The 13237-nt window shown below is 49.6% G+C and carries 13 protein-coding genes; 9 read left to right on the top strand and 4 right to left on the bottom strand.

Annotated features, from left to right (window positions below; genetic code table 11):
- Positions 1-29: 29 nt before the first annotated feature.
- On the top strand, positions 30-161 hold the full coding sequence (locus KDK18_RS14810) for a C2H2-type zinc finger protein (RefSeq protein WP_368736491.1): 132 nt from the start codon (positions 30-32) through the stop codon (positions 159-161).
- 59 nt (positions 162-220) lie between these two features.
- On the opposite strand, the gene KDK18_RS13985 is transcribed toward KDK18_RS14810, so the two are convergent.
- Positions 221-2500, bottom strand: coding sequence for a TonB-dependent hemoglobin/transferrin/lactoferrin family receptor (locus KDK18_RS13985; protein ID WP_257255549.1), 2280 nt, complete (start codon positions 2498-2500; stop codon positions 221-223).
- A 22-nt stretch (positions 2501-2522) separates the two neighbouring features.
- Positions 2523-3566 carry an endonuclease/exonuclease/phosphatase family protein gene (locus KDK18_RS13980; protein WP_257255548.1) on the bottom strand — a complete coding sequence of 348 codons (1044 nt, stop codon included), beginning with the start codon at positions 3564-3566 and terminating at the stop codon, positions 2523-2525.
- A gap of 364 nt (positions 3567-3930) precedes the next feature.
- On the opposite strand from KDK18_RS13980, the gene KDK18_RS13975 reads away from it, so the two are divergent.
- Positions 3931-5016 carry an OmpA family protein gene (locus tag KDK18_RS13975; RefSeq protein ID WP_257255547.1) on the top strand — a complete coding sequence of 362 codons (1086 nt, stop codon included), beginning with the start codon at positions 3931-3933 and terminating at the stop codon, positions 5014-5016.
- A gap of 105 nt (positions 5017-5121) precedes the next feature.
- Here KDK18_RS13975 and KDK18_RS13970 read toward each other — a convergent pair whose 3' ends face one another.
- Entirely contained in the window at positions 5122-5631 is a 510-nt protein-coding gene (locus tag KDK18_RS13970; RefSeq protein WP_257255546.1) for a copper resistance protein NlpE, read from the bottom strand.
- 310 nt (positions 5632-5941) lie between these two features.
- Here KDK18_RS13970 and KDK18_RS13965 point away from each other — a divergent pair, with 310 nt between their 5' ends.
- From KDK18_RS13965 to KDK18_RS13935, 7 genes are all read left to right on the top strand, one after another.
- Positions 5942-7990 (top strand): TonB-dependent hemoglobin/transferrin/lactoferrin family receptor, encoded by a 2049-nt coding sequence (locus tag KDK18_RS13965; RefSeq protein ID WP_257255545.1) that lies wholly within the window; start codon positions 5942-5944, stop codon positions 7988-7990.
- Positions 7991-8248: 258 nt separating this feature from the next.
- Positions 8249-8971, top strand: a complete 723-nt coding sequence (locus KDK18_RS13960) for an energy transducer TonB (protein ID WP_257255544.1) — start codon at positions 8249-8251, stop codon at positions 8969-8971.
- Positions 8972-9065: 94 nt separating this feature from the next.
- The gene (locus KDK18_RS13955; protein WP_257255543.1) at positions 9066-9719 is read left to right on the top strand and encodes a MotA/TolQ/ExbB proton channel family protein; all 654 of its coding nucleotides are present in this window, start codon (positions 9066-9068) and stop codon (positions 9717-9719) included.
- A complete protein-coding gene (locus KDK18_RS13950; protein WP_257255542.1) occupies positions 9716-10144 on the top strand; it encodes a biopolymer transporter ExbD in 429 nt (142 codons plus the stop codon). The genes KDK18_RS13955 and KDK18_RS13950 overlap by 4 nt, the downstream gene beginning before the upstream one ends.
- A complete protein-coding gene (locus KDK18_RS13945) occupies positions 10141-11034 on the top strand; it encodes a hemin ABC transporter substrate-binding protein (RefSeq protein ID WP_257255541.1) in 894 nt (297 codons plus the stop codon). The genes KDK18_RS13950 and KDK18_RS13945 overlap by 4 nt, the downstream gene beginning before the upstream one ends.
- 21 nt (positions 11035-11055) lie before the next feature.
- The gene (locus KDK18_RS13940; RefSeq protein ID WP_257255540.1) at positions 11056-12105 is read left to right on the top strand and encodes an iron ABC transporter permease; all 1050 of its coding nucleotides are present in this window, start codon (positions 11056-11058) and stop codon (positions 12103-12105) included.
- Positions 12105-12878, top strand: a complete 774-nt coding sequence (locus tag KDK18_RS13935; protein ID WP_257255538.1) for a heme ABC transporter ATP-binding protein — start codon at positions 12105-12107, stop codon at positions 12876-12878. Before KDK18_RS13940 ends, KDK18_RS13935 begins: the two co-directional genes overlap by 1 nt.
- 121 nt (positions 12879-12999) lie before the next feature.
- Here the strand turns inward: KDK18_RS13935 and KDK18_RS13930 are convergent.
- The coding region (locus tag KDK18_RS13930; protein WP_257255537.1) for a hypothetical protein at positions 13000-13237 on the bottom strand (238 nt) is incomplete at its 5' end.

Raw genomic sequence — 13237 nt, 5'->3', positions numbered from 1 at the left:
AGCAAACCTGCCCTGAGTGCCGGAAGACCCTGCCAAATGCGAAAGCCCTGTCGGTTCACAAAAGAAGAGATCACACCCCAGAACAAACCTGCCCTGAGTGCCAGAAGACTCTGCCAAACGCTCAAGCCCTGTCTGATCACAGAAGGAAGCACCGAAAATGAAAGCTTGATGATACAAACCGGAATACACTTACGAAGTAACCCAATCACCGATAGCCCGTTCAGATTTCCCACTTCACACTGACAGAAAAGTTTCTGCCGGGCTGAGTATAACGGCTAAGCCCATCATAGGTGCCGGAAAGACCACGCACGTCATCCCAATGCCAGTATTTCTTGTCAGTCATATTGAAAATGCCGGCGGTCAGGGTCACTTCTTTTATCGGCTTGTAGTAAGTGGTTATATCCACAAGGCCATAGCCGGGTGTTGCGAACTGTTCGCCCCCTGTTTCACTCTCGTCTGAAGCAATATCGCTGTTAGAGATATCATCTTTATCTTTAGCGGCGACCAGAGTCCACATTACAGCCCCGCCCCGGTTTTCACTGGGTGAATCATAGGCCAGTCCAATAACAGCGGTGAGCGGAGCAATGCTGTTGAGGGGGGCGTCTTTAAATAATTCTCCCTTATCATTCGAGAAAGTGCCCTGACCTTGGCTCCAGGCAACCGCTGCCTTCAAGCTTGATCCAATGGGTGCTCCAGCGGCTTCATCCAGCCAGAGCTGGCCTTTCAGCTCAAGACCCTTGATGGTTGTATTATCAAGATTCTGATATTGATACTGAATATCTCTCCCATCCGTTCCGAGGGGAACCATTTCAATAAAGTCATCATACCGATTGTAAAATGCAGTGATCTCTGCACTTCCAAGTCGCCCGTTCGCTCTCAGTCCTACTTCGATAGAATCGCTTTTCTCAGGCTTCAGATCAGGGTTGGGCATAACATGAATATTCATTGGGCCGACAGGTACGATTTCTTCAAAGTACATAGCAAATAAATCGGGTGTTCCAAAGCCCTGACTGTACTGTACAAACCCGGAAAACACGTCCGTGAACTTATAAACAACTCCTGTCTTTAGAGGCCAACTGTCGTATGATTTGTCTTTATACACATTTGTGTAATATTGATCCTTTTCAGTTTCAGCTGAAAAACGGTCATAACGAACACCGGGGGTCACTATCAGACGATCATTCAGCAGGGATATTTCATCCTGAAGATAGATACCCAAAGAATCCACCGTCGCCAGCGGCGCATAGCGACTAATGTCACTCTCTTCGCCAGCCGGATTCTTAACGTATGTAGTTCTGTTCAGGTTATTCTGCTCTTTTCTCTGCTGCTCCAGACCGAAGCTGATAAGATGATCGGACGATTTGAAGTCCAGCCATTTGGTCATCTTCAGATCAAACTGCCAGCTGGTTTCCTTGTATGTGTAATCCTTGTTTCTTCCCTGGGTTTCCCATTGCGGAGCACTCCCGGTCTCGACCTGCATTTCATCATAGGTCACCTGATTGGTCTCAGTTTCCTGCCAGTTCAGAGTCCACTTGAGCGTATCGAAAACCGGTACGAACGCTTCCCACTCATGAAACGCGCCAAAGCGTTGACGCTTTGTTGAATCATCTGCCTCAAACTTGCTGTAAGGTGAAGGATTTCCAGTGGGCTGTGCACCGACCATTGATAATAAATCAGTTTCTGAATTGAGCTTGCGCCACTCGGCTGTCAGACCCATACGATGAACGTCGTTCAATTGATACTGCAACTTGCCCAGCACGTTGTTGATACCGATATCCTTGGGATCAGCTTTACCCCTGGCATCACCCTTGATATCAGCACCGCCGTGGGTCCGGGTTTCTTTGGCATCGCGACGAGTGAAGATCAGCAGGTTCTCCAGGTCACCACTGCGATTGGCAAAGGTTGCTGTTTCAGTAAAAGCACTGTCAGCAGAGGAGTAACCACCCTTCAGGGATGTATAGGCGTCATCACCTTCGGGATTAAGAAAATCTTCAGGATCTTTGGTGACAAAAGCCACAACACCGCCGATGGCATCACTACCATGGACGGTGGAAGCCGGGCCTTTTAAGACCTCAACAGCCTTGATGGTTTCGAAATCAATAAAGTTTCTCCCGGAGCGCAGGAACATCTTGGTAGAATCGAAAGCTTTGGCCTGATCCACACTGTCCACGGTAATCTTGACACGGTTAGCATCCATCCCACGAATGTTGAAGCTACCCGCACCGGTTCGGCCATCATTATTGACTGTAACTCCCGGTTCATATCGCACAAGATCATCAATGTCATTCACCATTCTCTTTTCGATGTCATCTGCCGAGGTGACATCTACACTGCTGGCGACTGAGTCCAGATTATTCTCGGTTAGGGTAGCGGATACAGTGACTTGATCCAGCAGAGTGGGTTGTGTAGACGGCAGAACTTCTTCCGCCTTTGCTGTGGCGGTAGCGACTGCCATGACAGTCAGGGCCAGATGTGTTTTTTGAATCACGGGTAGGCTCATTGTTTTGCAACCTGAAAATGAATCAGTTCTTCTGCAATCTGAACTCTGCCACCACAGGCAAGTGGTCCGAGAGCGCCTCAGCTTTTTGAACCACTCTGGCTTTCACCAGATCCAGTTTTGCTGAATGAAACAGATAATCCAGCGTCCTGTCCAGGCCCAGTTCCGGACGGGTTTTATTAGTGAACCATAGACGTTTTTCTTCTCCTGAAGCCTGCTTGGGCGAGGGAACAACCGGATACTTGTCAGTCAGCACCGATAACTCTGAGTGTTTCTGGTACCAGAACTGCTCGGAGTCATTGAGGTGTTCATATTGCCCTGGAGGAATCAAATTGAAATCGCCTCCGGTAACCCAGAGAGAGCTGGCTCCTATCTGGCCCAGCCGTTTATCCAATTGCTCTACCTGCCTTTGCATAATATCCAGACCCTGGGCAAAAGCATCCAGATGAGTGTTAATTACGGTCAGAGACTCAGCCCCCAGATTGATTCTGGTCTCCAGCAGGGCCCGGCGGGTGGTCAGGGGAAAAAGGGACTGATCAGGTATGGCAGGCAGGTCATGCCTCACAGTACTTTCAATCGCAAACCGGGAAAAGGTCAGCAGGTTAAGTCCACCCGGCTCTTTTCGGATATTCGTTGAGGCTCTTCCTTTCAGATAGCTATAGCCGGTGTAAGTACTGCAATGAAACCGGGCAGGCAGGGCATCTTTAAACCACTGGATCTGGTTCATCCTGACTCTGGGGTCCACGTCGACTTCCTGAAGCAGAAGGACATCGGGATTTTCTTCTTCAATGAGGTCTGTTATCTGCTGAAAAACAGACAATTGTTTATCAAGAGTCAGAGCTTCGCGTTTCTTTGGAGCGGTCCACAGTTCATAAATTCCCCCGGCCAGAAACTGAACATTCCAGGTCATCACCTTGATAGATTGGCCGGCTTCCAGCTTTTCCGGTGTTCCGGAGCATTGAACAGAAGGCTTGGCAAAAACAGAGCCGGTTCCCAGCCCCAGCTTAAGTAACACAGTGGTCCAGAATAACCACGAATGAAAAAAAGAGGTCTTCGAAAATGAAGGCATAGCGACGCCCTGAATGGATAAACGTCAGGTCAGCAGGAGCCTGCTCTCAATCAGCCCCGGATTGCCGACCATGGATACCCAGTATAGATAGTGGAGACAAGCCTGTTGCTCCTTGCACAGATGTACAGCCGACCATTCACCACAGTGGCTTTGATGGTATTCAGGGCAGCAAGGTTTTCTCAGGGATTTCTCGATAAGCGACAGTATTTTTTTTGTAATTCTAAATGTCTTCAGCACATTATTTAGTCACTGTCGTTGAATGTGGGGTAGAAATCTCATTTGACGACGTGAAAAAGACATTTAACAGATGCACATTAAATAGGTACACTTTGCCTGCACTTCAACGACACCAAGGAATGTAGCCGTGTATAAAAAACGACAGTTACTGGCTTTTGTAATTTCCACCGGGCTGGCCGCTTCAGTTTCTGCCAATGAAGGACGCTGGTACATCAACCCTGCAATTGGTCTTCAGAACTTTGACTCTGATCGCAATCTGGATGACGCCACCACACTGACTCTGGGGGGTGAATACCGCTTTAACGACCAATGGGCCACAGAGCTGAGATTTCTCGACAGCAATGCTGACAGCAGAATTGGAGATACTGACGTCAACCAGTATTACCTGGATGCTCTCTACTACTTCAGGCCCATGACGGCCAAGTGGCAACCTTTTGCCATTCTGGGTGTGGGCCATGGGGAATTTGAAGGCAAGCTCAATGATTCTCAGGAAACACAGGCCAATGCCGGCGTTGGTGTCCGCTATGCCATTAACGAAAACTGGTCGCTGCGCGGGGATGTTAGAGGTATCCACGGAGCCGACGACAGCACCTGGGACAGTCTGGTCAACGTCGGAATCAGTTACGCCTTCGGTGGCAGTTCAGCACCTGCGCCAGCGCCTGTTGAGGCAGATACTGATCAGGACGGTGTGACTGACAGTCGTGACAACTGCCCAAATACACCAGCCGGTGCGCCGGTTGATGCCAATGGCTGTGCACTGGACAGCGATAAAGACGATGTTCCGGATTATATGGATCAGTGTCCGAACACACCCGAAGGTCGCAAAGTCGACGACAATGGCTGCAAGATTGCACTGGTAAAAGACATCAGCATGAAGCTCAGTGTCAACTTTGCTACCAACTCTGCCGTGGTAACCGGCGAGATTGATAACATTGACGAAGTCGTGCAATTCCTGAAAGCCTACCCCGATGTACCTGTTGAGATTGCAGGCTATACCGACAACACAGGTGCTGCGCAATACAACAAAAACTTGTCACAGCGTCGTGCAGATGCCGTTCGCAACATTCTCGTCAATGATTACGGTATTGCAGGCGACAGTATCACCGCCGTTGGTTATGGTGAAGCTCAGCCTGTTGCCAGCAATGAAACAGCTGAAGGACGTGCTGCCAACCGCCGGGTTGAAGCCACTCTGAAGCACAAGATCAAGCAGTAGTTCTGGCGAGGAGAGTTCATTCGGAACTCTCCTCTTCTCAGTCCAACCGGACACCTCCTCTCATCGGCACCGAACAGCTTCATGCAACATGTTTAAGTGCCACCATCAAGGCACCTTTTTCAGGTTGTTGAGTGAGGCCAGATCACCGGTTGCTTTCTCGCCGTTCATATCCAGTTTCATTAGTGTGTTTTCACCAACGAAATATTGGTTTGGAGCTGACTCGTTAAGCAACGTGATGATATTACCCGATTTATTCCAACTGAATTTACCTTCAGATTTGGTGGGTTCGCCTCCTTTGCCTTCGTACACCTCTAGCAATGAGTAGGTGCCGTCTTTATTCAGCGTTAGCGTTGTGTCAACGCCTGCACAATCTGCACAGGGAAGTTTACCTTTGTAAACACCACTCCAATCGAGAGCGTTTTGCGCGTTGTGCCCAGATTCGACGGGCGTGTCGGTGCTGGTTACTTGATTTTCTTCAATGGGTGTTACATCAATTGCGCTTTCTAGTTCTATGACATCAGGAACCTCAACCGCAGTCGTCTCCGGAGGTTTCTCGTCCTGACAGCCTGCCAGAATGATGACCGCACCCATTAGCGCCAGTAGTGTCTTTTTCATTTTATGCCTCTCCAAATCAATGAGTTGACATACCAAAATGATCTCGTCGCAAGTGTGCCAAGGTCACTTGGCTATACCGTGCTAATAATAGACCTGTTTCCCATACCTTCGTTAGAACAAGGCAAACCATTAAACAGCCTTCATGACCTATCTTCATCTTATAATATAAATGATAATGATTTGCATTTAGTTTTTGTTTTGCATATTATCCGACACCATCATCACGAGCGCTTCGGGGTATTCAGAATAGAGCGCTTGTGTGACTGATCTCTATAAAGAATCATCCAATAGCAGTACACATAGGCAAACAATGACGTTTAGCAAAAGTAGACTGGCAATTGCTGTAATGGCAGTGTCTTCCGGTTTTGTATATGCAGAAAGTGCATCTCAGACTGACGCAACCCTGCTCAATCAGGTAACAGTTACTGCCACCCGGTCTGAAAAAGACATCAATGATGTGGCCCAAACGATTGAAGTCGTAGACCAGTATCAGATCCGGCAGGAACAACCTGAGTCTGTGGCTCAAGCCGTTAAGTCTCTGCCAAACGTTTCTGTCAGTGGTGGCCCTCGTGCGAATTCCCAGAGCATCAATATTCGTGGTCTGGAAGGCACTCGTGTTCTTCAGATCACCGATGGTGCCCGTCAAAACTTCTCCAATGGTCACCGTGGGACTTATTTCACAGACCCGGAACTGCTGAAGTCTATCGAGGTGGTTAAGGGTCCATCCAGTAACCTGTGGGGTTCAGGTGCAATCGGTGGTGTGGTTGTACAAAACACCAAAACCGCAGAAGAGATGCTGGAACCTGGTGAAACGTTAGGTGGCTATATATCCCAGGGCTTCCACAGCAACAACAATGAATCTCGCACCAGTGGTTCGCTTTACGGTGTGAATGATAACTTCGACTGGTTGCTTAATGGTTACTACAACGACGGTGGTAACTACGAAACAGGGACCAGCGGCGAAGGTAATGGCGACGACGTAGAAAACTCCGGCTCCCGCGAGCAGGGTGCTATGGCCAAACTGGGCTGGCAGCTGAATGACGACAGTCGTCTTGAGTTTAAGGCTCAGCAGGCTCAAACCAATGCCAAGGTTCCCAGCAACCCGGCAACAAATGTTGGCAGTAGTTCCCCATTGATTACTCAGGAAACCAGCAACACCAACCTTTCTGCTGCTTATCTTTTTAATCCTGACAGTGCTCTGATCGATAGCAAATTCCAGCTGTTTTACAACGATACCGAGTTCGACGAGTATCGAATTGAAAAGGGACAGACTGACAATACCCATTACAAAACTCTGGGCACAGCCTTTACAAACCTATCAAAGCTGACTCATTTTGATCTGACCTATGGTCTGGATGCCTACAGAAACACGATTGAAACCGTTCGGGATGATTCCGGAATTGGTGACCGTCCGGAAGCTCTGGATGGTGAGTCTACCACCGCTGGTGCATTCGTTCAGGCCGACGTTCCTCTGGCCAAAGCCTGGACATTGCAAACCGGTGTTCGCTATGACCGTTTTGAGGCCAGGGACAATCGTTCTGACTCCGACATTGATGAGAAGAAGCAAACTGACGACGCTGTATCTCCCTCTGTTGCCCTTATCTGGGACACCACGGACTGGCTGACTCTGACGGCCAGTTACAATGAAGCCTTCCGCGCGCCGAGTATGGAAGAGATGTTCTCGACAGGAACGCACTTTGCAACTCCAGTTGGCACCAATACATTCGTACCCAACCCGGACCTCAAACCTGAAGAAGCCAAGAACAAGGAAATCTCAGCTCGGATGAATTTTGCTGATCTTCTGGGTGATGATGAGCTGACTATTACAGCCAACGTTTTCCAAAACGATGTGGATAACTTCATTACGCAGTTTGTTTATGATCCAAACTGGATTGGCATGCCAACCAAAACAACCTGGGAAAACGTTGATGAAGCCCGCCTGAAAGGTTTTGAGCTGGCCGGTAAATACCGCTACCAGAATGTCGAACTGGGTCTGTCCTACGGTCAGACCCGTGGTGAAGACAAGAAGACCGGCGAATACCTGGATAACATCCCGGCCGACAAAGTCGTTGCAGATGCTGCCTACCTGATGCTTCAGGGTGACCTGAAAATTGGCTCACGCTACACCTATGTCAGTGCTCAGGAAGATATTCGTTCCGATTACGATGGCCCATCCTCATACGGCAGCTACGATCTGGTTGACCTGTATGCGAGCTATGAGCCGACCACTGGCGCGCTTAAAGGCATCAAGACCGATCTGACCGTCAACAACCTGACGAATGAGTACTACATTTCTGCTTGGGAAACACTCTATGAGCCAGGCCGCAACATCAAACTGAACGTGCGTTACATGTTCTGAACGTACCCACCCTTGCCGGGCACCTGCCCGGCATTTCTCTCTCGCAGAGACCAGTAAAAACATCGGACTGTCTTGACGAATATGACAGCCTCGACCAAACAGAACTCACCCTGCAAAAAGGGTAAGAGCTGTGATCCGCCAACCCTCTGGTATTTATTGAACATGCACTCAATAAATGCGAATTATTATCATTTGATTTATTGAATACATCTCAAAGTTGCAGTAATCTTCATTCGCCCATGCACAAGTAAACTGATTATGTCTCGAACGCTGCTACTCACATTGATCATTTCCATTTCCGTACATATTGCAGCGGCGATCTACCATGGTCAGCAGGAAGTTCAGCAGACTAAAGTGGCTCAGGGCAGTATCAAAGCACCTGTCAGCATAACCTTTTCTTCAGTGCAGCAGGCTGCTCTCGAGCCGGAGCCTGTCAGGGAGACCCCTGAACCTGTCGAAAAAAAGCCAGAGCCCATCAAGAAGCCAAAGCCAAAGCCAAAGAAAAACGTCGTCAAGATCGCGGAACCAGAGCCGCAACCTGAAAAGCCCGAAGTTAAAAAAGAACCTGAGCCAGAAGAGGTGGTCGAGAAAAAAACGGAACCGCCCAAGAAAGAAGTAGAGCCTCAGGAAGAGCCTCTCGCTGAAACTCAGGTCGTCAAAACCACCACAGAAAAGACTGAAGTAGAAGGTCTCAGCAATGAGCCTGTTTTCGTTTCCAGGCCCGCTATTCGCAAGTCCGCCCCCCCCAGATACCCGCGCATTGCTCAACGGAGAAACCAGCAGGGCGTCGTGATGCTGGAGGTCGTGGTAGATATTGAAGGCCATGCAATGAACATAAAAGTGCTGGAATCATCCGGTTTCAAGCTTCTCGACCAGTCTGCCATTGCAGCGGTCGAAGACTGGGAGTTCGAACCACAGAAGCGTAACAACCGACTGGTGGCTTCCCGGGTACATATTCCCGTGGCATTCCAACTGAATTAACAGCCTTTGGCTTAGCCACAGGCTACAGAAGATTTTGAAGATATAAGGCAGGTATTAATTGATGTTACCGGAACAGATCTCAGAACCAGGACTCATGGGCTGGCCCCTGGTCATTATTTCCTGCATCAGTCTGGCTCTGATTCTGGAAAGGCTGATTACGTTTATTCTGCTGCCCAGCCTTAACAAAAAAAGCATGAACACCCTGCTCAATGAAGTTCGCGGCTGCTCTCACTGCAACAACAGCCAGAACAAACTCTGCAAAAACCTTGTTGCCGGTAAAGGGGTTCGCAAGGGTATCGCTATTCTGCTGAGCCACAATGACTGTGACAAGGCCATGCGTGAAGAGTTGGCTGGCCTCTGGCTCCTGAAACAAAAAAACGCCCTTCATGCCTGGCTGAAACCACTGATGCTGATTGGCATTCTGGCGCCTATGCTGGGACTGCTCGGTACTGTTCTTGGCCTGATTGGTATGTTCCAGGGCATTTCTGAAGTACAGGGCCCGGTCACACCTGACGTTCTGGCTGGTGGCCTCTGGGAAGCGATGTTCACTACCGCATTTGGCCTTATGGTGGCTATTCCCTCTCTGGCCGCCGCTCACGGTTTTGGTATTTGGGCGAACCACTATGTCTCCAAACTGGAGTTTGCCCTGAACCACGCCAACCTGCTGCTGGAAGGCCTGAAAATGAACGACGACGGTATTGCTCTCAATCAGGAAACCGGCATCTGCCCTGAGGCCGTTGCAGCATGATTCGTATTTCCGATAGAGACGAAACAAACGCTTCTTTCTCCGCGGCGGACCTGACACCGCTGCTCGATGTTGTTTTTATCGTCATGGTTTTCCTTCTGTTCACAGCCAACGTGCAAACCCTGAGTCTGCCGGTGAACCTGCCTGAGGCCAGCCGTGAAGAAGCCGCTCTTACCGAAGAGCCCAAAACACTCACCGTCAGTATTCTGGCAAAAGGCCAGCCCTGGGCACTGGAAGATCATAAATACGACAGCTTTGAAGTGTTTAGTCAGGCGCTGCTGGCTCGGGTCAGGAAAGCACCTGATACCATGGTCCTGATCGCAGGCGATCAGGAAGCGCCTTTGGGCAACCTGGTTGAGTTAATGATGTTTTTGAGTGAGCACGAAATTACTGCCGCACAAGTTCTTATGGAGGAGAAGAGTCCATGAACAAAACAATTGTAAAGAAACTTCTGGTCCCTCTGGCAATGGCTGCCCTGCTGCCACTGTCTTTCTCCACAACGGCAGTAGTGATCAACACTCAGAACAACGGTTCAGCAGACGAGAAGCGCATTATTTCTGCCGGCAGTGGCATTACTGAAATCATTTATGCTTTGGGTGCTGGCGATCAGCTGGTGGCTGTTGACCTGACCAGTAACTATCCTCCGCAGGTTAACAAACTGCCCAAGCTCGGCTATCACAAGCAGCTCTCTGCCGAAGGTATTCTGGCACTGCAGCCTGACATGCTGATTGGTACAGACGACATGGGGCCAGAAACTACCCTCACTCAGCTGGAAATGGCAGGTCTGGAAGTAGAATCCTATGCCACCAAACACTCGGCTGAAAGTATCCATCAGCGCATCCGTTCATTAGCTACACTGCTGGACAAAGAGAAGGAAGGGAAAGCCCTCTGGCGCTCTATTGACAGCGACCTGAAAGCCGCTAAAGAAATAGCTGACGGCAAAGATAAGCCCAGAGTCCTGTTCTTGCTCGCTATGGAAGGCAGAAACCCATCCGTTTCCGGTGCCGGTACCGAGGCCAATGCCCTGATCAAGCTGGCCGGTGGCTTTAATCCTGCAGAAGCTCAGTTCAACAGTTATAAACCTCTGTCCAATGAATCGCTGTTGACCCTTGCCCCTGATGTGATTATCTATTCGGATCGTGGCCGCGGATTCACGATGGAACAGTTGCTGGACAGCCAGCCTGTTTTGAAACAGACACCTGCGGGTAAAAATGCCCGTGTCATTCCCGTAGACGGTCGGTTACTGCTGGGTGGTCTGGGTCCAAGAACCGGCGAAACCGCTCTGAGTCTGGCCAAGGCCTTTTACCCGGAATCCTGATCACCGCCACTGAGAACAACAATGAACCGTAGTCGTAAATCGGCACTGTTGCTGATCGTGCTGGCAGTGCTCCTGCCAGCTGTCATTGTACTGTCTGTGGGGACCGGTCCGGTCGCCATTGCACCTCTGGATATTATCTACATTCTTTTGGATCGGCTGGACATCACTGACAGCCAGGTATCTGACCAGACTCGTCTAATCGTAGAATCCATCCGTATCCCAAGAACACTGATGGGTGTCATGATTGGCAGCTCTCTGGCGATTGCCGGTGCAGCCATGCAGGGTTTGTTCAGAAACCCGCTGGCTGATCCCAGTATTATCGGTGTATCCAGCGGTGCAGCCCTTGGTGCGGGTATCGGTATTGTTCTGGGATCGGCACTTTTCGCAGGATTCTCCAGCCCACTGCTCATGGATTACAGCGTCTCTCTGCTGGCTTTTGGCGGTGGTGTTCTTACGACCTGGATCGTTTATAAGATGGGTACCACCAGCAATGGTACCTCTGTCGCTACCATGTTGTTGGCCGGTGTAGCCATTTCTGCTCTGGCAGGCGCAGGTATGGGAATCCTGAATTACATTGCCGACGATGCCACTCTCAGAAGCCTGACCTTCTGGCAAATGGGTAGCATTGGTGGCGCCAACTGGAACTCGGTCCTGCTCTGCTTCACCCTGCTGGGTCCTGTTATTTTCTCGTTGTGTCGGTACGGACAGGTTCTTAATGCCGTGCTGCTGGGTGAATCCGAAGCCAGACATCTGGGCATTGATGTCCAGAAAACCAAGCTGAAATTGATTCTGGTGACTGCCATGGCCGTCGGTGTGTCTGTATCGGTAGCCGGCATCATTGGCTTTGTCGGGCTGGTTGTTCCTCACCTGATTCGCCTGATGGCAGGACCTGATCACAGAACACTGTTACCCGCCTCAGCCATGCTGGGTGGTGTTCTGCTGCTGGCAGCCGACATGATTGCCAGAACCGCTGTCGCTCCCGCTGAACTGCCCATTGGTATTGTCACCGCCCTGATGGGGGCCCCGTTCTTCATGTCTCTGTTGTGGCAGCAACGCAAGAGGATTGCCTGATGAGTTGTCTCAAGGTTCAGAATGCCACAGTGCAGATCGGTGAAAAGATACTGCTCGATGATGTCAGTCTTTCAGTCGCTCCCGGTGAAGTAGTCACTGTTCTGGGCCCTAACGGGGCTGGCAAAAGTACCCTGATGAAAGTCATCAGTGGTGAGCAAAAGCCTTCTTCTGGCAATGTACAATTGAATGACAGAAATGATTGGTCGCTGCAGCAACAAGCTTTGATGCTGGGCGTGTTACCCCAGTCTTCCTCCCTGAGTTTTCCGTTCACTGTTGAAGAAGTGGTCATTCTGGGACGCATTCCCTGCTCGACAGACCGAACTCAAAACCTGGCCATCGTTGAAGCGGCTCTGAAAGAAGTCGATGGTCTACACCTGAGAGATCGTCGGTATACTACCCTTTCCGGTGGTGAACGACAGAGGGTTCATATGGCCAGGGTGTTGGCCCAGATCTGGGACGAAACGGATTTTGGCAAACGCTACCTCTTGCTGGACGAACCCACATCAGCACTGGACCCGGCTCATCAGCAACTGACTCTGAAAATGGCCCGCAAACAGGCTGAGAAAGGTGTAGGCGTAATGGTCATTCTGCATGACCTTAACCTGGCAGCCCGTTACTCAGACCGTCTGGTTATTCTTAAAGAAGGCGGTTTAGCAGCCCAGGGAACACCCCATGAAGTGTTGACTGCCGAAACGTTACAAGCCGTGTTTGATGTGGATGTTACGATTTCAAAGCATCCTGTGCATAACTGTCCTTTGGTAATCAATAATTAATCTCTGTTGAGATCATTTCACAATTTCTCATCCCCCTCGAACGTAGGGATGGGAAATTGCTTCCTTCAATTCATTAATGATAATCCATGAACAATGTTAGGGCATAACAGGCCATTCGAACTCAATAATATTCGTTTCCTTTGCCAACCTCTCTAAATTCTTCCTCAAGCAACCGGTCCCACTCCTTCTGATTTTTTTTATGTTTTCTCATGTTAGCAAGATAGATATCCTGCCAATTTTTCTCATCGTGGTGTTTAGATAACAATTTTTTAAATGCCTCGGTTGTTAAGGGGCTAACGGCAATATTTTGATGACGCAAACAGTGTTTGGCTATTGTTAATTGACTCTTTTCTGAGCAT

This window comes from Endozoicomonas sp. SESOKO3, from assembly GCF_024606255.1.
This window is presented reverse-complemented; position numbering and strand designations above follow the sequence as displayed.